Here is a 22,728-nt window from a genome sequence, read left to right as displayed (position 1 = left end):
CACCCCCGCGCGCCGCCCGGCGACGTCGCGCGGCGCGGGATTTTCGGCTTTCCTGGCCCGGCCGTCTTCTGTAGTGTTCCCCGCGCCATGGCCTTCCAGTACCAACCGGGGATCTTCAAGACCACGAAGTTCCTGCCCGAGCACGAGGCGACCGTCGCCCCCAACCTGCTCATCCTTATCCGCACCGACGCCGAGTTCGCGCCCGCCTCGGTCCTGCTTCCGGTGCAGAACATCCACAACCAGTGGCGCTTCCAGATGCCCGGGGTGAAGGTCCCGAAGGTCGACTACGGCTGGGGCTCGTCGCTCATCAAGCTGCCGCACGAGGGCTTTTACCGGCTGACCCGGGAGTTCAAGTTCGGCGACAACGGCCGCTGGCTGCCCAACGCGATCGTCCAGCTCGGCTACACCCGCGGCGCCGAGCCGATCCTCTTTATCGCCCAGCGCCGCAACCCGCTGGTCGCCAACGACCTGTTCTTCAGCGACAAGGGCGTCAAGGTCGAGCTCAGCGACATCACCGGCAACAACGCGATGATCGAGGCGCTGACGTGGTTCCAGGAGCAGGAAGGCGCCAAGCGCTGACCGCCGCGCCCGACCGCGCCCGCCTCAGGGCGCGCGGGTCGGGCGGTTCTCCTCGGTGATCTCGTCACCGACCTCGACGCGGATCGTCTGGCCCTTGCGACCGCGGGCCTGGATCCGCTGCAGAAGCATCGCGCTCGCGCCGCCCTGGTTGATCCACCCCTCGTCGGACTCGTCGACGACCTTGTTGAAGACCACGATCCGCAGCGGCACCGGCGGCGTGACGCGCAGGCCGTTCCGCTGCCAGTAGAAGAACGGGCTGTACCACAGCGTGTCGATGGTCTCCCACTCGCCCTCGGTCCGGAACGTGTGGCTCTTGATATGCATCTCGGCCATAGGCGGGCTTCCCCGTGGGGGTTTTAAACCTCGCGGCCCCGCCAGGCAAGCGACGCGGTGTCGCGGGTAGCCGCGCCTGCTAAGGTTCGAGAGTGACCGGCGCGGACCAGGTCGACGTCGTCGTGGTCGGCGCCGGCGTGGTCGGTTGCTCGGTCGCAGCGACGCTCGCCCGCCGCGGCCACGAGGTGCTCGTGCTCGAGCGCGAGGCGAGGGAAGGCGCCGGGGTGTCGAGCCGCAACAGCGGCGTGATCCACTCCGGGCTGTATTACCCGCCGGCCTCGCTGAAAGCCGAGACATGTCTGCGAGGACAGGAACTTTTGTACAGTTGGTGCGCGGCCCACGGGGTGAGTCATGCCCGCCTCGGCAAGCTGGTGATCGCTCGCACCGCGGACGAGGAGGTCGCACTGCAAGCGCTCGCGACCCACGCGGAGGCGGCCGGGGCGCGGGGCTGCGTGCTCGTCGGCGCGGCGGCGGTGCGGGCGCGGGAGCCCGAGCTGCCGGAGGTGCGGGCGGCGCTGTGGTGCCCGAACACCGGGATCGTCGACGTCCACGGGCTGTGCGGCTCGCTGCGGGCCGACGCCGAGGCGCACGGGGCGGTGTTCGGCGTGCGCACCCGGGTCGAGGCGGCCGAGGTCGCGGGCGGCGCCGTGACGCTGCAGACGACGCGCGGGCCGGTGACGGCGGCGCGGGTGGTCAACGCCGCCGGGCTGCACGCGGACGAGGTGGCGGCGCTGTTGGGGGCCGCGTCGCCGCGGATCTACCCCTGCCGCGGCGACTACTTCCGCCTGCGCACGCGCGCGCGCTACCGCCACCTCATCTATCCGGTGCGCGCGCGCGGGGCGGCCGGCCTCGGCGTCCACCTCACCCTCGACCTCGCCGGGGCCTATCGACTCGGACCTGACGTCACGTACGTCGAGGCGCGCGACGACTTCGGCCCGGCGGCGCACAAGCTGGCGGCGTTCCATCGCGCCGCGTGCGCCTTGCTGGGGCCGATCGGCGAGGACCAGCTGGCCTACGAGGGTTGCGGGATCCGCCCCAAGCTGCGCGCGCCCGACGAGCCGGCCGAGCGCGACTTCGCGGTGTTCACGAGCCCCGGCTGCGTGCACCTCGTCGGGATCGAGTCGCCGGGGCTGACGGCCGCGCTGGCGCTGGCCGAGCGGGTGGCCGCGCTGCTGTGAGCGCGGCTCACGGCTTCTCGATGCGGCATAGGATCGCGGTGATGTTGTCGTTGCCGCCGGCGTCGTTGGCGGCCTTGATCAGCTCGTTGCACGAGGTGTCGAGGCTGTCGCGGGCGGTGATGATGTCGAGCAGGACGCGGTCGTCGAGCATGCCGCTGAGGCCGTCGCTGCACAGCAGGAACACGTCGCCGACCTTGAAGGCGTCGGCGATGACGTCGACGTGGACCTGCTCGGCGAGGCCGAGGGCTCTGACCACCACGTTCTTCTGGGGGAAGTGGACCCCTTCGTCGCCGCTCAATTCTTTCATGCGGAGGTAGTCGTTGAGCAGCGAGTGGTCCTCGGTGAGCATCTGGATCCGCCCCTCGCGGATCCGGTAGACCCGGCTGTCGCCGACGTGGCCGATGAAGAAGCGGCCCTGGTTGAAGTAGATGGCGTCGACGGTGCAGCCCATGCCCTTCTTGCTGCCGTCGGCCTGGGCGGTCTCGAAGATGTTGGAGTTGGCGAGCTGGATGGCGACGCTCATGCGCTGCTTCTCGATCTCGAGCGAGGGCAGCTTGAAGGGCCAGGTGTTGGGGCCGCTGCGGGCGGTGTCGCGGTAGTGTTGGTCGATGGTCTCGACGGTGATCCGGCTGGCGACGTCGCCGGCGGCGTGGCCACCCATGCCGTCGGACACGACCGCGAGGGGCATCTCGCGCGGGATCAGCAGGCTGTCTTCGTTGTGGGCGCGGACCAGGCCGATGTCGGTCTTGCCGGCGAAGCGGACCCGATGCGGGCCGACCATGAAGCTGATGCTCATGCGAGGCCAAACGTAGCAGGCCGGCGCGCCGAAGTGCTAGCATCGACGCCATGGAGACGGCCCCGCCGAGCGCCGACCCGCAGGTCGTCGACCTGGCCAAGATGAGCCTGCCCCGGCTCATGTTCGCGCTGCTGCACCGCCGCTTCACCGGGACGATCACCCTCACGCCGCCGGCCGCGGAGGCGCCGGGGCGGAGCGCCGACGTCGGCGCGCGACGGGTGTGGTTTCAGGGCGGGATGCCGATCTTCACCGACTTTACCAGCCCGCACGACTCGATCGGCCAGGTGCTCGTCGATCTCGGGCTCATCGAGCCGGCGGAGCGCGATCGCGCGATGGCCGAACTGGCCCGCCTGGCCCAGCCAGGGGCCCCGCGCGAGCGCTTCGGCCATTACCTCGTGCGCCGCCGCCTCCTCACCGGCGGCCAGCTCCGCAAGGCGCTGCGCGTCCAGTGCGCGCGCAAGGTGGTCCACCTGTTCGCGCTGCGGTCGGGCACGGTCCAGATCGTCGCCGGCGACGCCGCCGCCGCCGAGTCCGACGCCTCGCAGCCGACCCAGGTCAACAGCCTCGAGCTCATCCACGCCGGCGTGGTCGCCCACTTCGACCAGCGCCGGATCGCCGCCGAGATGGGCCTCCTGCTCGACGGCCCGCTGCGCCTGCGCTCGTCGTTCGACCGCTACCGGTCCCAGTTTCACTTCTCCAAAGGTGACGAGGCGATCGTCGACGCCCTCCGCCCCGGCAACCTCTACGTCACCGACGTCGCCCGCCTGTCCGGTCAGCCCGAGGCCCGCGTCGCCGCCGTGGTCTACACGCTGTGGGCCTGTCAGATGCTGAAGTCGGCCAACGCGCCGGCCGAGCAGGCGACCGGGCCGAACGCGGCCCTGCCCGAAGCGACAGGTTCTTCGATACCTGTCCTATCGCACAGCCAGCCGGCCGGCGGGCGGGAGAGCCTGCGCGCGGCCGAGTTCGCCGGCGAGCTCGAGCGCCTCGAGGCGGCGATCGCCGGCGGCGCCAACGCGTTCGACCTGCTGGGCCTGGCGACCACCGCCGACCGGGCCCAGATCCGCGCCGCCTGGCACGTGCTGAGCCGGCGCTTTCACCCCGACAGCCTGCCGCACCAGGGCCTCGGCCACCTGCGCGAGCGCTCGCAGGCGGTGTTCGCCGCGCTGAGCGAGGCCTACCAGCGGCTGTCCGACGACGCCCAGCGCGAGCAGATCGTCGCCTTGCTGCGCGGCGGCCAGCCGGTCCCGCGCGCCCCCGCGGGCCCGAGCGCGCAGCAGGTGCTCGAGAGCGAGATGGTGGTCCGCGAGGGCGACAAGCTGCTGCGCGCCGGCAACTTTGACCGCGCGCTCGAGCGCTACCGCAAGGCGGCGGCGCTCACCCCCGACGAGCTCGAGGTCCGCGCGGCGCTGGCGTGGTGCGAGTACCAGCTCGCCGCCGACAAGGCGCAGGTCCGCGACGCCACCCGCGCGGCGCTGTTCGAGGTCCTGGCCCGCCAGCCGCGCTGCGTCCGCGCCCACTACGACCTCGGCCTCCTGTCCCTCGGGTCAGGTGACGACGAGCAGGCGCTGCTGCACTTCAAGCAGGTGCTCGAGCTGGAGCCCGACAACATCGACGCGAAGCGGCAGATCCACGCGATCCAGCTGCGCCGCTCGACGCCCGACGGGCCGCGGCGCAAGTTGTTCGGGCCGCGACGGTAGGCGGCGCCTCGGTGGTGGCCGCGACCTCGACCCCGCGCCGTGCACCTGCAGCGGCGTGCGCGTTCGGCCGCGGCCGGCAGCTCGCGGTCGCTCTGCAGCATCGCCAGCTTGCACGGCTCGGCTGCCGAGCGCGCCGATGTTCGCAGCACCACGTCCAGCCCGCGCATGCGCAATCGCCTCGGCCGCCCACCTGGCCGGTGACATCGGCTCGTCGCCGCCCGTCGACGAACGTCTTGGACGCGCTCGCCCGGGATGCGTCTCCCGGGCGCGCACATGCTCTTTCGAACATTGCTTCGACAACATGCCCCATCGGACATGTTTTTCCGGCAATCACAGCCCGTAGCGGCAGTTCTTGACGCAGGTCTGGTTGTGCCGGCCCGCCGCGGCCTCGAGCTCTGCCGGTTTGAAATCGTCCTTGAGGACCTCGGCGGAGTCTTCCCAGTCGCGGCGGATGTAGTAGCGGGCGGCGAGGCCGAGCATGTCGGCGTCGAACTGGGGTTGGACGGCGCGGGCGTTGGCGCGGATCTGGTAGGCCCCGACGCGCTCGCGGCCGGCCGAGGCGACCAGCGTGGTCTGGTTGCCGGTCTCGCTGACGAAGCTGTAGCGCTGGGGGAACACGGCCGAGGTGGTCTCGCGGTCGTGCGGGTACATGCGGGTGACGTTGTGCAGGTTGGCGACCACCACCCCGTCGGGCGAGAGGCGAGCCAGGCAGGCGCGGTAGAACTCGGCGGTCTTGAGGTGGTAGGGCACGAACACGCCGCGGAAGGCGTCGAGCATGATCATGTCCCAGCGGACATCCGCGGCCGCGCGCTCGACGAACAGCCGCGCGTCGGCGACGTGCACGCGGTAGCGCGGGTCGTCCTTCGGCACGTCGAAGAACTCCTGGGCCAGGCGCACCACCTCGGGGTCGATGTCGACCGCGTCGATCTCGAGCTCGGGGAAGCGAGCCTTCAAGTAGTTGCTCATGCCGCCGCCGCCGAGGCCGAGCATCAGCAGCCGCCGCGGGCGCGGCTGCAGCAGGAAGCCGGCCATCATCGTCCGCGTGTAGTCGAGGTCGAGGCTCTGCGGGCGCGAGCGGTCGTGGCGCGACTCGATGAACTGGGTGCCGTCGTCGCCGACGAAGTACATGGTGCGCACGGTGCCGCGCTCGGACACGCGGATCCGGTTGTAGCGCGAGACGGCCTCGGCGAGCACGGTCTCGGCGGCCTCGGCGGGGCGCGCGAGCGCGGCTGCCCCGAAGGCCAGGCTGCCTCCCCCGAGGAGCAAGAGGCCGCGGCGCGAGAGCGAGGGCGAGGCGTCGGTCACGGCCAGGACCATAGCCCGGGCGCCGGCCCGGCGGTAGCGCTAGCGGTACGTGCAGCCGCGCAGGCACGAGCCGTTGTTGCGCTCGGCGGCGGCGGCCAGGCTGTCGGCCGGGAAGTCGTCGCGCAACACCTGCGCGCGCTCCCAGTCGCGGCGGGCGTAATAGCGGGCCGCCAGGCCGAGCATGTCGACGTCGTCGAAGCGCGGCTGGATCTGGCGGGCGTTGGCGCGGAGGGCGTAGACCCCGAGGCGCGCGGGGGCGGCGCTGGCGACCAGAGTAGTTTGATTGCCGGCCTCGCTGAGGAAGCTGTAACAGCTCGGGTAGACGGCGGCGATCGTCTCCCGGTCGTGCGGGTACATGCGCGTGACGTTGTGCAGGTTGGCGACCGCGACCCCGCCGGGGGCGAGGCGCTTCGAGACCTCGCCGTGGAACTCGGCGGTCTTGAGGTGGAGCGGGACCTGGACCCCGCGGAACGCGTCGAGCACGATCATGTCCCAGCGCTGGTCGGTCGGCGCGCGCTGGAGGAACAGGCGGGCGTCGGCGACGTGGACGCGGTACGACGGGTCGTCCTTGGGCACGCCGAAGAACGCCTGGGCCAGGCGCACCACCTCGGGATCGATGTCGACCGCCTCGAGCTGCAGCCCGGGCAGGCGCTCGTGGAAGTAGCCGGGCAGCGCGCCGCCGCCGAGGCCGAGCACGAGGATCCGCCGCGGCTCGGGGTGCACGACGAAGCCGGCCAGCATGGTGCGGAAGACGTCGAGGTCGAGGCTGCGCCGGTGGGCCACGTCGACGCGGGTCTCGATGTACTGGGTGCCGTCGTTGGCGATGAACAGCATCGTCCGCACGGTGCCGCGCTCGACCACGCGCACGTGGTTGTAGCGCGAGCGGCCCTCGCCGAGCACGCGCTCCTGGTCGGCTGTCCCGGAGGACATGTGATTGCTCGCCGCTCGGGCGCCGCGCGCCGCGAGCACGCTGCCGAGGCCGGTGACGGCCGCTCCGCCGAGTTGCTGGAGAAAGACCCGCCGCTGCACCGCGCGACTGTAGCGCACCGCCCGGGCCGCGCGCCGCAAACTTGGCCGGGGCGGAAGACCGTGGCATAGGCCGCGGTCGTGAGACCCGCTGCCCTGATCGGCTTCGCCGCGGCCGCCCTCCTGCTCGGCGCGCTCGTCGTCGGTTACTTCGTCGCCATCCCGACGCTGTCGGCCTCGCCGCTGCTCGACGCCAACCTCGCGCGCGCCCTGACGGCCCCGCTCGGCCAGCGCCTCGCCGACCTCGCGGTCGCCTTCAGCGTCGTCCTCGCCCTCGCCACGCCGCGGTGGATCGCCTCGAGGGCCGGCACCACCATCGCCCTCGTCCTCACCGCCGCCGCCCTCACCCACCGCCTGCTGCTCGTGCCGCACCTCGACCGGCTGTGGGCCCGCGTCGACGTCGTCGCCGCCCGCCCGGTCGACCTCCTCGCCGAGGCCCAGCGCTGGAGCGACCACCAGCAGTGGCTGCTGCTGGCGATGTGCGTGCTCGTCCTCGCGCTGTTCGGCCTGGCCTCGCGCCGCACCGTCTGACACCCTCTGCCTGGCCCCGATCTTGCTACGGCGAGGCGGCCCCCGCCGACATGTCCGAACTCCGCCGCGCCCTTCGCCCCTCGCCCGCCCGTGCGGGCCGCCGTGCCTGCCTCTCCGCCGCGCTGGCCGTCCTCGCGGCGGTTGTCATCCCGTCACGGGCGCAGGCCGCCCCGGGACTGGATGGCACGCGCAACCTCGGGATGGGCGGAGCGACCCGCGCCTCGTCGACCGGCTCGGGGGCGATGCTGGCCAACCCGGCCAACATGGGCTTCACGCGTCAGTTCCTGATCGACCCGGTCTATCAGGCGCAGATCGAGAACAACACCCACGGGGTCGGCATCCAGGCGATGGACTCGCTGCTGAACCCGCGGGTCGCCGTGGGCCTCGGCTACGTCGCCACGCTGGGCCTGCCGAACGTCACCTTCAAGGACGACCGCGGCGGCTCGCACGAGCTCGAGCTGTTCCACATGGCCCACGAGGTCGGCCTGCCGATCGCCATCAACGCCGTGCCCGGGTGGCTCGCGTTCGGCGTGCGGCCCAAGTTCCTGCAGTCGAGCCTGCGCTTCGTCGACGCCCAGGGCGACCCGCACGACGCCAAGAAGCAGCGCCTCGCCTTCGGCCTCGACCTGGCGATGACGATCTCGATCAAGCAGTACGTGAACGTCTCGGTGGTCGGCCAGAACCTGGTCGGCCCGGCCCCGCCGGCGACGTCGCTCAAGCTCGACCCGTTCGTGGTCGCGCCCGACAGCCTCAGCCGTAGCCAGGTCAGCCTGCTGTCCGACTTCCCGCGCACCGTGGCTCACGGCCTGGCGGTCTTCCCCACCCGCCAGCACGGCTTTTCCATCAACTTTGACGGCATGTACGACTTCACGTCGTTCCGTCACCAGGACAAGTACACGCGGATGGTGTTCGCCGGCGGCGCCGAGTACACCATCAAGAACGTGGTGCCGCTGCGCTTCGGCGGCTACTGGGACAGCCGCGGGCGCGGCCGGCAGGACGACCGGGGCTTCATCGCCTGCGGCATCGGCTTCGTCCGCGACGCGCCGAAGCGGGGGATCGGCTTCGACCTCGGGTTCGGGTTCTCGCGCCAGGTCACCGGGCCCAACCCCGAGACCCGCCTGGCCGTCAACCTCGGCATCCGCATCAATCCTCAGTAAGGCGGCGACAGCCGGCAATAACGCGGCTCGCGGACGCACTTTGGTGCCCCGACCGCTCCGCGCGCGCGGACGTGACCGCGACCGTCCTATGCACAGGAACCTTGCCCCGGCCCCGCGGTCTGGACGACAGTGAGTCGCGTGACCGACCCCGAGCGAGTGTACAGCGCCGAGGAGCTCGCCGCTGCCGCCCCGCCCGACGAGCCCGAGCCGGCCCCGGCTCCCGACGAGACGCTGACCCCGGAGCAGCGGGCCGAGAACGCCCGCCGCGCCGAGCAGGACCGCCGCGATCGCCAGCTGGTCCGCCGCCTCAAGCAAGGCGACGAGGCCGCGTTCCGCGAGCTGGTCCACACCTATCAGAACCGGATCTTCGGCCTCATGCTGCGGATGATCGGCAACCGCCAGGAGGCCGAAGATCTCGCGCAGGAGGTGTTCATCATCGTCTACCGCGCGATCGGCAACTACCGCGGCGAGGGTCGCTTCTACACCTGGCTCTACCGGGTCGCCACCAACACCTGCAAGAACCGGATCAAGTACCTCAAGGGCCGCAACTTCCACCGCAGCCTCGACATCGACGAGACGCCGCAGGCGCAGATGCCGGCGGCCGAGACCGGCGCGGTCATCACCTTCCAGAGCCAGGTGCCGGGCCCCGAGGCGGTGACCGAGGGCATGCGCATGGAGAAAATCGTCCAGCGCGAGCTCGCCGCCCTCGACCCCGACCACCGCCTGCTCATCGTGCTGCGCGACGTGCAAGGCATGTCGTACCAGGACATCATCAAGATCACCGGCCTGCAGGAGGGCACCCTCAAGTCGCGCCTGCACCGGGCGCGCCTGGCGCTGAAGGAGCGCCTGGAGCCCTTCATGCGCTGAGGCGCCGAGGATCGTTCTTATGGCCAAGCCCGAGACCGACAACGCCGAAGCCCTGATGAGCGCCTACCTCGACGAGGAGCTCGACGCCGAGGGCAAGAGCAAGCTCGAGGCGATGCTCGCCAGCTCGCCCGAGGCGCAAAAAGAGCTGTCCGGCCTGCAGAACATGCTGCGGCTGGTCAAGGGCCTGCCCGAGGAGCAGGCCCCGCCCGACTTCTACGAGAAGGTGGCGAAGAAGATCCGCCGCCGCCGCTGGCTGCGCGGCGAGTACCTCATCGCCCTCAGCCTGCCGTTCCAGATCATCAACGTCCTCGTGATCCTCGCCGTCGCGGTGGTCTACATGATGCTCCACCTCGACGACGACGTCGCCGGCCGCAAGCTCGAGCGCGACCCGACGGTGCAGCAGGCCAAGCAGCCCGAGGCGGCCAAGGCGCCCGCGCCTTAGAGCATGTCGTCGAGAGCATGTCCCCTCGGACATGCTCTCGACCACATGTCCGAAACTTCACCTGGCGCGCACGGCCTGGGCGAGCGCGTCTACTTGTGATGGAACACGGCCACGCCGTCCCAGTCGGGCGGGGCCTCGTCGCCGAGGCCGGCCAGGCGCCCGAGGTGCAGCCGCACGACCGGGTCGTCCGGGTTGTCGGCCTGGAACGCCTGCCACTCGGCGCGCGCGGTCGAAAAATCGCCGGCGCGGAAGGCCGCCAGGGCCGCGTCCCAGCGGTCCATCGCCGCGTACTCGGCGACGGCGCCGCCCGGACCCGCGAGCAGCTCGAAGATCGCCGCCGGCTGGCCCTTGCCCTTCACGCGCACCCGGTCGACCTCGCGGAACCGGTAGCTCGCGGGCGCGGCCGCGCGGGTGCCGGCGCCGACCAGACAGAACACCCCGTAGGTCTTCGTCAAGCCCTCGAGGCGCGACGCCAGGTTCACCGCGTCGCCGCACACCGTGTAGTCGAAGCGGTCGGCCGAGCCCATGTTGCCGACCACCATCTCGCCGGTGTTGATGCCGACGCCGATCTGCAGCTGCTCGACCCCGAACTGGCGCAGCGACGGCTGCAGGCGCGCGAGCGCGGCGTGCATCGCCAGCGCGGTGGCGAGGCCGCGCTCGGCGTGGTCGGCCCGGGCCACCGGCGCGCCGAACACCGCCATCACCGCGTCGCCGATGTACTTGTCGAGGTAGCCGGCGCGCGCCATCACCTCCTGCGTCATCGGCGTGAGGAACGTGTTGAGCAGCGCGACCAGGTCCTCCGGCGACAGCCGCTCGGCCACGCTGGTAAAGTCGCGGATGTCGGAGAACAGCACCGTCAGCTCGCGCCGCGCCCCGCCGAGGCCGAGCGCCTTCGGGTCGGCGAGCAGCTCGTCGAGCACCTCGGCCCCGAGGTAATTGGAGAACGTCCGCCGCAGCCGCGCCCGCTGCAGCGCCTCGCCGGCGTACGCGGCCGCCAGCGCCGCCGAGCCCGCGACCACCGCCGCCAGCAGCGGCCACACCAGCGCCAGCCACAGGTGCATGCGCGTGAACGCCAGCGCGGCGGCGGCGACGTCGAGGCCGATCACCGCCAGCACCCCGGCGATGCGCGCCAGCGGCCCGGCGCGCAGGACCGCGGCGAACAGCAAGCTGACCAAAAGGCCCGATGCGAGCGTCACCAGGGCGTCGGTCAGCGCCGAGCTGCGGACCAGCGGGTCGCCGGCGAGGATCGTGTCGACCGCGGTGGCCTGCAGCTCGACGCCCGGGAGGTCGCCGGCGAACGGGGTGCGGACGACGTCGTGGCCGAAGTAGGTCACGCCGAGCAGGACGATCTTGCCGCGCAGGACGTCGCCCGCCCGGCCCTCGACGACGTCGACCGCCGACACCGTCGTGAAGGTGCCGGTGCCGCCGCGGAAGTTGAGCACCACCGCCTCGTGGTCGCCGAGCGGGACCCGCCGCGCGCCGATCTGCAGGCTCGACTCGCCGCCGAGGAACGCCAGCTCGGCGCGCCCGAGGCCCTCGCGCAGGGCCACCAGCTGGACCGACAGCGGCGCGTAGGCGGCGTCGCCGACCCGCCAGGCCGCGGGGATCGCCCGCACCGCGCGGTCGCGATCCTCCTCGACGGTGATCCCGCCGAGCGCCCGCGCCCCCGCGACCAGCTCCGGCAGCGACACCAGCCCGGCCTCGACCCGCCGAAAAGGGGGCGAGCGCGCGTCCTGCTGGCCGTAGCGGCCGGCCCGCAGCTTCGCCGGGTCCGGCAGCGGGCGCCCGTCGCCTGGCTCTTGCGTCAGGTGGATCGCCAGCGCCACGTTGCCCGCCGCCCTGATCGCGTCGGCCAGCTCGGCGTCGCCCATCAGCTCGCGCGCGACCTCCTGCAGCAGCGCGTCGGCCGGGCCTTGCGAACCTGGCGCAGGAAACATGTTCTTGGCGACATGTCCCTTGATGCGCCTGCTGAGACCCGGCGACAGCACCTCCTCGGGGTCGACGTAGACCTGGTCGACGCCGATCGCCGCCGGGCCGGCGGCCGCGATCGCGCGGACCAGCGCGGCCGTGCCGGCGCGGCGCTGGTACAGCTCGGGCCGGCGCTCGAGCGTGTCGTCGTCGATCGCCACGATCACGACCTCGCCGGTGGTGGCGACCGGCCCGCGCCAGCGGAACCGCTGGTCGAGGCTGGCCCGCTCGAGCGCGTCGACCCACCGGATCTCCAGCCGCGAGCGCTCCAGGGCGCACAGCAGGGCGATCGCCACGCTGAGCAGCGCGGCCAGCAGCGCCGGCGAGCGCAGCAGGGCTCGCCTGCGGCGCGAACCGGACGCGGGGGAGTCGGCCGCGCGCATCACCGCCTTACGCGCACGATCACCCAGCCGTCACCCACCCCGGCCAGGCGCTGGTTCAGCAGCTCGCGGGCGCACGCCGGGGCCGACTTGCCGCCGCCGAGCGCGACCTCCTTGACGACCCCGCCGGCCACCTTGAGCCGCAGCTCGGGCGCGGCCACGCCCGGCAGGGCCGCGGCCACGCACTGCGCCAGCGGCTTGCGCCGCGACTCGAGGGCCTCGGGCAGGCTGGTGCGCGTGACCCGGGTGTCGGGGCTGGTCTCGAAGATCCACGAGTCGGCCAGGTCGGTCAGGTCGGCCGCGGACGTCGACGCCTCCGCCTCCGGCGCGCCGGCCGGCGGGGGCGCGCCCTGGCTCGGCGCCGACGACTCGGAGCTCTTCTTCGCCGGCTCCTTTTTCTTCTCGCTGTCGACCGGCTTCTGCGCCGGCGGGGGCGCGGCCGGGTCGGCCGGCCCGCCGCCGTCTTCGGTCTTCTTGCCGGGCAGCGGCGTCGGGCGGCTGTTCTTGCCGATGCTGTCGGTCTGGGGGCCATCGTCGAGATCGACGGCCCGGTCGCCGCGCTTGGCGTCGGCCACCGGGGCGGCGAGCGGTTCGTCGGCCGCCTCGGCGGGCGCGGGTTCGGCGGCCTTCACCGGGGCCGGCGGGGCGTCCACCTTGGCCACCGGGGCCGGGGTCTCGCCCGAGGCCCGGCGGGCGTTCCAGCCGGCGATCCGCTCGAGCCGGTCGGCCCCGCCGACGCGGGCGAACGCCTCGGCGCCGAGGGCCTTCTCGAACAGCTCGGCCACGCTCTCGCTCGGCGGTGGGTCGTCGAGGTGGGCCAGGGCGCGGACCGGCGTCGACTGGTCCTCGTCCAGCTTGATCACGTAGCCGTTGGCCAGCACCACCACCGCCAGCGAACCCGGGCCGGTGATCACCGTGTCGCCGCGGCGGAGCGGCAGATCGGGGCGCCCGGGCGTCTCGGCCCCCTGGGCGTCGCGGACGCTGACCTTGCCCTCGGCCACCGCCAGGAGGGCCACCTCGGCCAGCGGATCGGCCACCGGCGCGGGGCCCGTCGCGGCGCTCGTGGCCGGCTCCCCGCAGCCCGCGAGCAGCAGCAGCAGCGCCACTGGAACCCCCCACATGCCTCGACGAGCCGCGACGCGCATCGTGCCTCCTGCCGGTCGGACGCGCGTATACCATGAAATTCGGGCCTCTCGGCGCGGGCCGCCTGCTCTCCTGTCCGCGAGGACAGCCGCGAGCGCCGATTTGGCGCGCGGCCCCGCCCACTTTCGCCGTGCGAGCGCGCGTGACCACGAATTCGGCGCTTGACATTTCGAGTTCTTCGCGCTGCGGCCCCGGTACACGGTTACGTACGGTGTCACGTAAAAGCCGCGCTGGATCTGAGCGGACCTGTGATAAAAACCCGCTGTTCCCTCATGCCGCGCGAAGTCATCCTGGTCGACAGTCAGCTCGGGAACCTGGACAGCGTCGAACACGCGCTCATCCAGGTAGGCGCCTCGGTGATCGTCTCCAGCGACCCCGACCGCGTCGCCACCGCGCGCATGGTGGTCTTCCCCGGCCAGGGCTCGTTCGGGCCGACCACGCGGGGGCTGGTCGACGGGGCCATGGGCGCGGCCCTGCGCATGGTCATCGAGCGCGGCGACCCGTTCCTCGGCATCTGCCTCGGCATGCAGCTGCTGTTCGAGCACAGCGAGGAGGGCGGCGGCTCCGACGGCCTCAAGGTGCTGCCGGGGCGCGTGCGCCGGTTCCCGGCCGACATGCGGGCCGGCGACGAGCCCGACGCCTCGCGCCTGAAGATCCCCCACATGGGCTGGAGCGACGTCCAGCCGACCGGCGAGCACTTCTACTTCGCCCACAGTTACTACGTCGAGACCACCGACCCCAGCCTCGTGATGTGGTGGTGTCGCTACGGCAGCGTCGAATTCCCGGCCACGATCGCCCGCGGCAACGTGTTCGGCTGTCAGTTCCACCCCGAGAAGAGCCAGTGGTCGGGGCTTCGGTTCCTCCGCAGCTTCATCCTCGGAGGCCGCGCCTGATGCTGGCGATCCCCGCCATCGACCTGATGGGCGGCAAGGCGGTGCGCCTGCAGGAGGGCGACCCGCGGCGGGCCACGGTCTACGCCGACGACCCGGCCGCGGCGCTGCGCGACTTCCTCGCCGCCGGGGCGCGGCGGGTCCACATCGTCGACCTCGACGGCGCCTTCGCCGGCCGCCCGGTCCAGACCGACCTCGTCCGTGAGCTCGTCCGCGTCGCCCACGAGGGCGGCGCCGAGGTCGAGGTCGGCGGCGGCCTGCGCGACGCGGCCGCCGTCACCGCCGTGCTCGACACCGGCGCCGACTACGTCGTCGTCGGCACCCTCGCGGTCCGCGACCCCGACGCGGTGTCGCTGCTGTGCCGCCGATACCCCGGCCGCATCATCGTCGCCATCGACGCCCGCGACGGCCTGGTCGCCCTCGCCGGCTGGCAGGAGCCGACCACCGTCCCCGCGCTGGCGCTGGCCAAGACCGCGGCGATCTGGGGCGCCGCGGCGCTGCTGCACACCGACATCGCCCGCGACGGCCTGCAGTGCGGGCCGGCCGTCGACGCCACCATCAGCCTGCAACGCGCCGTCCCCAGCGTCCTCGTGATCGCCAGCGGCGGCGTCGGCTCGCTCGCCGACCTCGACGCCCTGCGCGCCGCCGACGTGCGCGCGGTGGTCCTCGGGCGCGCGCTCTACGAAGGTAGCTTTACGTTGGAGGAGGCCCTCGCTCGATGTTGAAGCGCCGTGTGATCCCCTGCCTCGATATCAAGAACGGCCGGGTCGTCAAGGGCGTCCATTTCGCCAACCTGCGCGACACGGGCGACCCCGTCGAGGCCGCGCGCGCCTACGACACGCAGGGCGCCGACGAGCTGTGCCTCCTCGACATCACCGCGACCACCGAGGGGCGTGACACCTTCGTCGACGTGGTCCGCCGCGTGGCCGGGCAGATCTTCACGCCGCTGACCGTCGGCGGCGGGGTCCGGCGCGAGGCCGACGTCCGCCGCCTGCTGGCCGCCGGCGCCGACAAGGTCGCCGTCAACAGCGCCGCCGTCGCCAACCCGCTCCTCATCCGCCAGCTCGCCGACCGCTACGGCAGCCAGTGCATCGTCGTCGCCGTCGACGTGCGCCAGCTGAAGCCGCTGCCCGGCGAGACCGAGCCGCTGTACGAGGTCGTGATCCACGGCGGCACCCGCTCGACGGGCCTCGAGGCGCTGTCGTGGTGCGAGCAGGCCGCCGCGCTCGGCGCGGGGGAGATCTTGCTGACCTCGATGGACAAGGACGGGACCCGCGACGGCTACGACCTGGCGATCACCCGCGCCGTCAGCAAGCGCGTGCCGATCCCGGTGATCGCCTCCGGCGGCGTCGGCTCGCTCGAGCACCTGCGCCAGGGCCTCGACCCCAAGGAGGGCGCCGCCGACGCCGCGCTCGCCGCCTCGATCTTCCACTTCGGCCTCTACACCATCGCCCAGGCCAAGCACTACCTCGCCGAACACGGCATCCCGGTCCGCCCGCACGAGGCCCCGCGCGGGGTGCTCATCACCGGCTGACCGAACGGACATGCGCATTCGGGCATGTCCGAACGCTCCTGCCCTCACGTTCCTGGCCATCCGGACATGTCCCTCCCGACAGATTCAGCCGCGCTGTGGTCGGCGCTGACGCCCGGCCCGGACGGCCTGGTCGCCGCGGTGGTCCAGCACGTCGACAGCGGCGAGGTGCTGATGCTCGGCTACATGAACGCCGAGGCGCTGGCGCGCACGCTGGCGAGCGGGCGCGTGACGTTCTGGAGCCGCAGCCGCCAGCAGCTGTGGGAGAAGGGCGAGACCTCGGGGCACACGCTCGAGCTGCGCGGGCTCCACGTCGACTGCGACGCCGACGCGCTGCTGGTCCGGGCCGCGCCGCGCGGGCCGACCTGCCACACCGGCGCGCCGAGCTGCTTCTTCCGTCCGGTCGGCGAGCCGGCGGCGGCGCGGCCGAGCGCGGTGTTCGAGCAGCTGTTCGCCGAGATCTGCGAGCGCAGGGCCGGGCGCGGGATGACGAACCGCGACGGCAAGAGCTACGTCCGCGACCTCATGGTCGCGGGCGTGCCGAAGATCGCCGCCAAGCTGCACGAGGAGGCCGGCGAGCTGGCCGAGGCGCTGGCCGAGGACGACCGCGGCCACATCGCCCGCGAGGCCGCCGACCTGCTGTTCCACGCCCTCGTCGGCCTGGCCCACCGCGACGTCCCGCTGACCGACGTCGCCGCCGAGCTCGCGCGTCGCATGGGCCGCAGCGGCCTCGACGAGAAGGCCGCCCGCGCCCAGGCCGCCGCTGCCGGGGACGGCCCTGCGCCGTCCGGCTGACGCCGACGACGAAGGCGCGCGGGCCGCCATCGCGGCACCGGTGCAGCCGGGGCGGGTCTCGCTGCGATCGCGGTCGCTCGCTCGTGGGCCCGACGTGCGCCTCGCCGGCTCGTCGGCGCCGGGCTGCTCGACGTGCCTTCGGACCGCGGCACTGGAACGGCGCGACGGAGAGCGGATATGCTGGGCGCGTCATGGCTCTGAGCGTCTTCGGGTGGTGTCTCTTCGCCTACCTCATCGCGGCGATCCCCATGGGCGTGGTGGTCGGATATTTGCGCGGGGTCGACATCCGCCAGCTCGGCTCCGGCAACATCGGCGCGACCAATGCGTCGCGAGTGCTCGGCGCCAAGTGGGGCCTCGTCGTGTTCGTGCTCGACGTCCTCAAGGCCTACCTCCCGGTCCGCATGGCCATGGAATCCAGCCTCGGCGACCTGCCGGACGCGCCGTCGGCACTCGCCTGGGTCGGTCTGGCGGCGACCCTCGGCCACATCTTCCCCGTCTACCTCGGGTTCCGCGGCGGCAAGGGGGTCGCCTGCGCGCTCGGGGTCTTCTCCGCCCTGCTGCCGCTCGCCGGTCTCCTGGCCGCGGTCATCTACGTGCAGACCCTCGCCCTCACCCGCGTGTCGGCGATCGGCTCGCTGACCGCCGTCAACGCCGCCGCGCTCCACATCTTGATCACGGACGCGCCGCCGGCCTACAAAGGGTTGGTCGTCGCGATCGCCGCCCTCATCTGGGTCCGCCACCGCGGCAACCTCCGCGAGCTGGCCCGCTCGCGCAAAGCCTCCTCCTGACTCATGCCCGCGCCCAAGACCCGCACGCTCTACGTCGGAGGCTTGCCCCCCTCGGCCTCCCCGGAAGCGCTGCGCGAGGCCTGGGCCAGCTTCGGCGTCATCCAGGACGTCCGCCTGATCCCCCGCCGCGAGCTCGTCATCGCCTACGTCACCTTCGCCGACGAAGCCTCCGCCCACGGCGCCCGCCGCGCCCTCGACGGCTCGACCTTCGCCGGCCACCGCCTGCGCGTCGAGTTCGCCATCTGAAATACGGGGCATGTCCGCGAGGGCATGTCCCTTGCGTCATGCCCGATCGGGCATGTCCTTCGGCGCCTGTTCCTCCCCGCCGAAGAACTCGCGCGCGAGAGGCACAAAGCCTGCCGTCGTGGTCGCCGGCCCGAGCAACTGGCGCGAGCGAGGTCAGTGACCTCCGGCGTGGTCGCCGGCCTGGGCGCCTGGCGCGAGCGAGCTCGGTGACCTCCGGCGTGGTCGCCGGCCCGAGCGCCTGGCGCGAGCGAGGTCGGCGGGACTTCCGTCGTGGTCACCGGCCCGAGCGCCCTGGCGCGAGCGAGGTCGGCGGCGAGTCCGTCGCGCTCGCCTCACACCTCCCTGGCCCTGACCCGTGCGAGGGCGACCGCCTCCCGCGCTCGGCTCGCACGCCCGCTCCCGGCGCGGGCTTCAGGCTGCCCGGGACCACAGCGCCGCGTCGAGCTCGCCGCACAGGCGGACGGCGGTGGCGGCGGCCGGCAGGCCGAGGGTCCGCAGCGCCGGCTCCTCCAGGCCGGCCAGCGACGCGCGCAGCTCGGCGATCGCGGCGCGGCGGGCGGTCGCGACCGCGTCGCGGCCCGCGGCATCGAGCTGTCCCATGAGCCAGGCGTCGATCGCCCACGCCAGCTCGGCGTGGCGCGCCTCGTCGGCGGCGATCTCAGCGTACATCGCCCGCAGCTCGGGCTCGGCGGCGAAGCGGGCCTGGTGCGCGGCCGACAGCGCGGCCCACGTCTCGCGCACGCAGCCCTCGACCGCGTTCTCGACCGCGATCGCCCGCAGCTCGCGCACCGCCACGGCCGCGTGCGTCGGCGGCGTGACCTCGGCGCCGCGAGCCCGGGCCGCGTTCGCCACCACCTCGGCGTGGCGCACCTCGTCGGCCGCGGCGGCGTCGATGCGCGCCAGCAGCTCGGCCGGGGCGCCCCAGGCCGCCAGCTCGCGCGCGAGCGAGCGGAACGCGAACACCGAGGCGGCTTCGTCGTGAGCCGCGCGCGCCAGCCAGGCCCCGGCCGGATCGGCCTCGGCCCGCTCCCCGCGCGAGGTCACGCAGGCGTGGCGCCGACCCTCGCAGTAGGCCGGATACGTGCATGCGACGACCACCTTCGTCGCCTCGACGCTGACCTCGCAGCCGAGCAGATCGCCGTACTCGTCGACCCGATACTTGCACACCAGCGCGCAGGCAACGGCCTCGGACAACATCTCACCGCCCGTCGTGCTCGCGTCGGTCGTGCTGCCGTCGGTCGTGCTCGCGTGCGCGTCGGTCGTGCCGGTGCTCGCGTCCGTCGTGCTGCCGTCGGCGTCGGTCGTGCTCGTGCCGGCGGATGTCGTCGGATTCGGCACGTCCTCCGCGTAGCTGGGTTGGTTCATCTGAAACGCGGCCCAGTCCTCGGGGGTCAGCTCGACCTCCTGCGTATTCTCCAGGCCTTTGCAGTTGCCGGTGGTGAAGCAGCCGGACAGCAGGTTCGCGAACAGGGCGGCGAGGGACAGCGACAAGTAATTAGGCGAATGCATGCGACCGAGCGTAGCAGCCCGTCGGCTGCACGTCACGCGTCAGCCGCCGCGGGCGATCCCGAGGAGCTTCATCTTCTTGTGGAGATGCGTGCGCTCGACGTCGAGGGTCTCGGCCGTCTTGGACACGTTCCAGTTCTGCTCGCTCAGCCGCTGGAGGATGAACGCGCGCTCGACCGAGTCGCGGAAGGCCTTGAGGGACATGCCCGGAGGGACAGCTCCCTCGCCGAACTGGACCACCGCCTCGCCGCCGACCGGCGCGCCGGCCTCTTCTTCCGGGTCGCCGCGGATCTCCTGCGGCACGTCGCCGATCTCGATGTCGCCGTCGGACAGGATCGCGATCCGCTCCATCACGTTGCGCAGCTCGCGGACGTTGCCCGGCCACGGGTACGCCTCGAGCGCCGCCTGGGCGGCCGGCGACAGCCGCTTGGGCGTGATGCCGTTCTCGTGGCAGGCGAGGTCGAGGTAGTAGCGGCACAGCAGCGCGACGTCGCCGGGGCGCTCGCGCAGCGGCGGCACGGCGATCGGCACCACCGCCAGGCGGAAGTACAGGTCCTCGCGGAACTCGCCGCTCGCCACCAGCTCGCGCAGGTTGCGGTGGGTCGCCGCCAGCACGCGGACGTCGACCTTGATCGGCCGCTCGCCGCCGACGCGCATCAGCTCGCCGCTCTGCAGCACGCGCAGCACCTTGGCCTGCGCGTTCAGGTCCATGTCGCCGATCTCGTCGAGGAACAGGGTGCCGCCGTGGGCCAGCTCGAACAGGCCCCGCTTCTGCGCGGTCGCGCCGGTGAACGCTCCGCGCTCGTGGCCGAACAGCTCGCTCTCGATCAGCTCGCGCGGGATCGCGGCGCAGTTGACCTTCACGAACGCCGCCGCCCGCCGCTCGCTGGCGTCGTGGATCGCCCGCGCCACCAGCTCCTTGCCGGTCCCGCTCTCGCCCTCGATCAGCACCCGCGCCCGCGTGCCGCCGACCTTGATCACCTGCCGCAGCAGCTCCTGCATCGGCCGCGACTCGCCGATGATCTCCCGCCGCGCTCGCGCCCGCAGGCTGCGCAGCTCGGCCTCGGTCTGGTAGTGACGCAGGGCGTTGCGCACGCTGACGATCACGCGGTCGCGCGCGAGCGGTTTCTCGAAGAAGTCGAACGCGCCGAGCCGCGTCGCCCGCACGGCGTCGGTGACGGTGGCGTGGCCGCTGATCAGGATGACGGGCAGCGGCGGGGTGCCGCCGCCGATCTCGCACAGCTTCTCGAGCAGCTGCAGGCCCGACATGTTGGGCAGGCAGACGTCGACCATGACGACCTGGATCGGCCGCTGCCCCTCGGGCCCCTCGACGAGGGCGCGCTGGATCATCTCCAGGCCCTCCTCCGCGCTGTCGGCGTCGAGCACCGTGGCGCCCTCGCCCTCGAGCACCATGCGGAGCGTGCGACGGATGTTGCGCTCGTCGTCGATGACGAGGATCGTCCCGCCCAGGCCCGTGGTCTCGCTCATGCGCGTACGATCCTAGCACCGCCGGCGGCGGCCTCGCCCCGCCCGCGACGGCGCCCGCCATGGCCGCCCGCGGCCGTCCTGCGTTGAAGTGCGCGGCGCCCGCAGCGACCGCGTCGCCCTCGCTCGCAAGTCCTCAGTCATCCGGGGCGTCGGCGCTCGCGCCCGCCTCCCGAGCGTCGCCGTTCGCTGCTCGCGCTCGCCTCGGCAAGGCGGCGCCTCACGAGCGCCTCGTCGGCGCTCGCTCCACCCGCGCCCCGGCGCTCCTCACGAGCGCCGCATCGGCGTCGAGCTTCGCGTCGCCGGACGCGCTCGGTCGCATCGTCGCTTGGCGGCTGCGTCAGCGCTCGCCGCTCGCGTCGAGCGCCGCGGCGGCGTCCCCCTCATGAGCGCCGCGCCCACGAGCTCGCCACGCTCACTGGCGCATCAGCGCCCGCACCGCTTCGCCGGCGCCCTCGAGCGCGACGCGCTCCTGCGTGCCGCTCGCGAGGTGCTTGAGCGTGACCTGACCGGCCTTGAGCTCCTCGCTGCCGACGATCGCGGCCACGGGGGCCTTCACGCCCGGCGCGTCGGCGTACTGCAGCTGCTTGCCGAGCTTGGCCTCCTCGGGGAACACCTCGACCTTGATGCCCTGGCGCCGCAGCGAGTGGGCCACCCGCAGCGCCTCGGCGCGCGGCGTGCCCTCCATCCAGCACAGCAGCACGTCTGGCCCGATGGACAGGTTGGGGAACATCCCGCGCTCCTCCATGACCACGAGGATCCGCTCGAGCCCGAGCGAGAACCCGACCGCCGGCACCTGCTTCTTGCCGAACATGCCGACCAGGTTGTCGTAGCGGCCGCCGCCGCCGAGGCTGCCGGCGAGGTCGGGCACGGCGATCTCGAAGATCGAGCCGGTGTAGTAGCCGAGCCCGCGCGCGAGGTCGAGGCTGAGCTGGATATGCGGGCCGGCCGGCGTCGCCGCCAGCAGGTCGAACAGCTCGTCGAGCTCGTCGAGCGCCTTGATCCCGATCGGATCGGTGATCTGCTTGCGCACCCGCTTGATCGGCGTCTTCGGCCCCTGCGCGACCTGGTTGAGGTCGAAGCCGAACAGCTGCTCGCCGTCGGCGGTGAGCACGAGCAGCATCAGCTTGTTGGCGGTCTCGGTGTCGATCCCGCGGGTCGCCAGCTCCTCGAGCACGCCGCCCTGGCCGATCTTGTCGAGCTTGTCGATCGCCACCAGCGCCGCCGCCTCGTGGGCGAGGTCGATGCCGGCGTGGTGCATCATCGCCCGCAGCAGCTGGCGGTGGTTGACGCGGATCTTGAAGTCCGTGAAGCCGAGCGCGTGCAGCACCTCCGCGACCGCGCCGCACACCTCCGCCTCGGCGACGAGGCTGCTCGTGCCGGTGACGTCGACGTCGCACTGGTAGAACTCGCGGAACCGGCCCTTGCCCGGCCGGTCGGCCCGCCACACCGGCTGGATCTGGTAGCGCTTGAAATACTTGGGCAGGTCGTACTGCGCGGCCACGCGGGCCAGCGGCACGGTGAGGTCGTAGCGCAGGCCCTGGTCGGCCAGCTGGCTCTCGTACAGCCGCACGTCGGTCCGCGCCTCGCGGCTCGGATCCTCGCCGACCGACCCGCGCGCGTCCTCCGGCAAGCCGGCGACGAGCTTGGCCCCCGCCTCGAGCCCGCGATGCAGCGCGTCCCGCCGGTGCAGCAGGCGGTACAGCAGCTGGTCGCCCTCCTCGCCGTACTTGCCGAGCAAGGTGCTGAGGTTCTCGATCGCGGGGGTCTCGAGCGGGACGAACCCGTAGCTGCCGTAGATCCGGCGGACCACGTCGATGACGTGCTGCCGTCGGGCGATGTCGGCGGGCAGGAAGTCACGCATACCGCTCGGCGGCTTGGTGGAGATCTTGGGGGCGTTCATGGCGGTCGGACCGGGCGCAGGCGTCGCCCGGGCCATTGCCATGCCAGGACTGTGCCGCGGGCGCAAGGCCGTCGCGTGCAGCGCGGTTGTGTGCTACCCAAGTAGGCATGGCGCTCGACACGAACACGTCTCGCGAGCCGACCGGAGGGGTGGTTTACCCCGTTTGCGACGACATGGGAGAA

The 22,728-nt window shown here is 72.6% G+C and carries 22 protein-coding genes; 13 read left to right on the top strand and 9 right to left on the bottom strand.

The features are described 5' to 3' along the window. Positions 1 to 87: 87 nt before the first annotated feature. Positions 88 to 579: a hypothetical protein gene (locus NAEX_RS23415; RefSeq protein WP_096329701.1), complete on the top strand. Its 492-nt coding sequence runs from the start codon at positions 88 to 90 to the stop codon at positions 577 to 579. Between the two features lie 24 nt (positions 580 to 603). Here NAEX_RS23415 and NAEX_RS23410 read toward each other — a convergent pair whose 3' ends face one another. Then, a complete protein-coding gene (locus tag NAEX_RS23410) occupies positions 604 to 912 on the bottom strand; it encodes a hypothetical protein (RefSeq protein WP_096329700.1) in 309 nt (102 codons plus the stop codon). 92 nt (positions 913 to 1,004) lie between these two features. Here NAEX_RS23410 and NAEX_RS23405 point away from each other — a divergent pair, with 92 nt between their 5' ends. Beyond that, a complete protein-coding gene (locus NAEX_RS23405) occupies positions 1,005 to 2,090 on the top strand; it encodes an NAD(P)/FAD-dependent oxidoreductase (protein ID WP_096329699.1) in 1,086 nt (361 codons plus the stop codon). Between the two features lie 7 nt (positions 2,091 to 2,097). Here the strand turns inward: NAEX_RS23405 and NAEX_RS23400 are convergent, their stop codons facing one another. After that, positions 2,098 to 2,886, bottom strand: a complete 789-nt coding sequence (locus NAEX_RS23400; RefSeq protein ID WP_096329698.1) for a Stp1/IreP family PP2C-type Ser/Thr phosphatase — start codon at positions 2,884 to 2,886, stop codon at positions 2,098 to 2,100. A 50-nt stretch (positions 2,887 to 2,936) separates the two neighbouring features. On the opposite strand from NAEX_RS23400, the gene NAEX_RS23395 reads away from it, so the two are divergent. Further along, positions 2,937 to 4,583 (top strand): DUF4388 domain-containing protein, encoded by a 1,647-nt coding sequence (locus NAEX_RS23395; protein WP_096329697.1) that lies wholly within the window; start codon positions 2,937 to 2,939, stop codon positions 4,581 to 4,583. Between the two features lie 330 nt (positions 4,584 to 4,913). On the opposite strand, the gene NAEX_RS23390 is transcribed toward NAEX_RS23395, so the two are convergent. After that, positions 4,914 to 5,888 carry a spermidine synthase gene (locus NAEX_RS23390; RefSeq protein WP_143140265.1) on the bottom strand — a complete coding sequence of 325 codons (975 nt, stop codon included), beginning with the start codon at positions 5,886 to 5,888 and terminating at the stop codon, positions 4,914 to 4,916. A gap of 39 nt (positions 5,889 to 5,927) precedes the next feature. Beyond that, positions 5,928 to 6,917, bottom strand: a complete 990-nt coding sequence (locus NAEX_RS23385; protein WP_096329695.1) for a spermidine synthase — start codon at positions 6,915 to 6,917, stop codon at positions 5,928 to 5,930. 78 nt (positions 6,918 to 6,995) lie between these two features. Between NAEX_RS23385 and NAEX_RS23380 the strand changes: the two genes are divergently transcribed. The 4 genes from NAEX_RS23380 (at position 6,996) to NAEX_RS23365 (ending at position 9,911) form a co-directional block, all read left to right on the top strand. Beyond that, a complete protein-coding gene (locus tag NAEX_RS23380; protein WP_096329694.1) occupies positions 6,996 to 7,445 on the top strand; it encodes a hypothetical protein in 450 nt (149 codons plus the stop codon). Between the two features lie 200 nt (positions 7,446 to 7,645). Beyond that, positions 7,646 to 8,602: a hypothetical protein gene (locus NAEX_RS23375; RefSeq protein ID WP_100792783.1), complete on the top strand. Its 957-nt coding sequence runs from the start codon at positions 7,646 to 7,648 to the stop codon at positions 8,600 to 8,602. A gap of 138 nt (positions 8,603 to 8,740) precedes the next feature. Then, positions 8,741 to 9,469 (top strand): sigma-70 family RNA polymerase sigma factor, encoded by a 729-nt coding sequence (locus NAEX_RS23370; protein ID WP_100792782.1) that lies wholly within the window; start codon positions 8,741 to 8,743, stop codon positions 9,467 to 9,469. A gap of 19 nt (positions 9,470 to 9,488) precedes the next feature. After that, positions 9,489 to 9,911 (top strand): anti-sigma factor family protein, encoded by a 423-nt coding sequence (locus NAEX_RS23365; RefSeq protein WP_096329691.1) that lies wholly within the window; start codon positions 9,489 to 9,491, stop codon positions 9,909 to 9,911. A gap of 89 nt (positions 9,912 to 10,000) precedes the next feature. Here NAEX_RS23365 and NAEX_RS23360 read toward each other — a convergent pair whose 3' ends face one another. After that, positions 10,001 to 12,262, bottom strand: coding sequence for an adenylate/guanylate cyclase domain-containing protein (locus NAEX_RS23360; RefSeq protein WP_096329690.1), 2,262 nt, complete (start codon positions 12,260 to 12,262; stop codon positions 10,001 to 10,003). Continuing rightward, on the bottom strand, positions 12,262 to 13,380 hold the full coding sequence (locus tag NAEX_RS23355; RefSeq protein WP_143140264.1) for a FecR family protein: 1,119 nt from the start codon (positions 13,378 to 13,380) through the stop codon (positions 12,262 to 12,264). The genes NAEX_RS23360 and NAEX_RS23355 overlap by 1 nt, the downstream gene beginning before the upstream one ends. 294 nt (positions 13,381 to 13,674) lie before the next feature. Here NAEX_RS23355 and hisH point away from each other — a divergent pair, with 294 nt between their 5' ends. From hisH to NAEX_RS23325, 6 genes are all read left to right on the top strand, one after another. Next, complete coding sequence (gene hisH, locus NAEX_RS23350; RefSeq protein WP_096329688.1) at positions 13,675 to 14,295, top strand: imidazole glycerol phosphate synthase subunit HisH; 621 nt, start codon at positions 13,675 to 13,677, stop codon at positions 14,293 to 14,295. Further along, positions 14,295 to 15,017: a 1-(5-phosphoribosyl)-5-[(5-phosphoribosylamino)methylideneamino]imidazole-4-carboxamide isomerase gene (locus NAEX_RS23345; RefSeq protein WP_096329687.1), complete on the top strand. Its 723-nt coding sequence runs from the start codon at positions 14,295 to 14,297 to the stop codon at positions 15,015 to 15,017. Before hisH ends, NAEX_RS23345 begins: the two co-directional genes overlap by 1 nt. Next, a complete protein-coding gene (hisF, locus tag NAEX_RS23340; RefSeq protein WP_096329686.1) occupies positions 15,011 to 15,826 on the top strand; it encodes an imidazole glycerol phosphate synthase subunit HisF in 816 nt (271 codons plus the stop codon). The genes NAEX_RS23345 and hisF overlap by 7 nt, the downstream gene beginning before the upstream one ends. A gap of 66 nt (positions 15,827 to 15,892) precedes the next feature. Further along, a complete protein-coding gene (gene hisIE, locus NAEX_RS23335; RefSeq protein WP_096329685.1) occupies positions 15,893 to 16,618 on the top strand; it encodes a bifunctional phosphoribosyl-AMP cyclohydrolase/phosphoribosyl-ATP diphosphatase HisIE in 726 nt (241 codons plus the stop codon). Between the two features lie 191 nt (positions 16,619 to 16,809). Beyond that, complete coding sequence (locus NAEX_RS23330; protein WP_096329684.1) at positions 16,810 to 17,406, top strand: glycerol-3-phosphate acyltransferase; 597 nt, start codon at positions 16,810 to 16,812, stop codon at positions 17,404 to 17,406. A gap of 3 nt (positions 17,407 to 17,409) precedes the next feature. Then, a complete protein-coding gene (locus NAEX_RS23325; protein WP_096329683.1) occupies positions 17,410 to 17,652 on the top strand; it encodes an RNA recognition motif domain-containing protein in 243 nt (80 codons plus the stop codon). A gap of 411 nt (positions 17,653 to 18,063) precedes the next feature. Here the strand turns inward: NAEX_RS23325 and NAEX_RS23320 are convergent, their stop codons facing one another. The 3 genes from NAEX_RS23320 to hisS form a co-directional block, all read right to left on the bottom strand. Continuing rightward, positions 18,064 to 19,161 carry a ferritin-like domain-containing protein gene (locus tag NAEX_RS23320; RefSeq protein ID WP_143140263.1) on the bottom strand — a complete coding sequence of 366 codons (1,098 nt, stop codon included), beginning with the start codon at positions 19,159 to 19,161 and terminating at the stop codon, positions 18,064 to 18,066. Between the two features lie 39 nt (positions 19,162 to 19,200). After that, a complete protein-coding gene (locus NAEX_RS23315) occupies positions 19,201 to 20,646 on the bottom strand; it encodes a sigma-54-dependent transcriptional regulator (RefSeq protein ID WP_143140262.1) in 1,446 nt (481 codons plus the stop codon). Positions 20,647 to 21,058: 412 nt separating this feature from the next. Then, positions 21,059 to 22,546 (bottom strand): histidine--tRNA ligase, encoded by a 1,488-nt coding sequence (hisS, locus tag NAEX_RS23310; protein ID WP_170135946.1) that lies wholly within the window; start codon positions 22,544 to 22,546, stop codon positions 21,059 to 21,061. Positions 22,547 to 22,728 lie beyond the last annotated feature (182 nt).

The sequence above is a fragment of the Nannocystis exedens genome (genome assembly GCF_002343915.1).
In the GTDB taxonomy this organism is placed as follows: domain Bacteria; phylum Myxococcota_A; class Polyangia; order Nannocystales; family Nannocystaceae; genus Nannocystis; species Nannocystis exedens.
The sequence above is the reverse complement of the archived record's forward strand: the minus strand, read 5'-3'. Positions and strand labels throughout refer to the sequence as shown.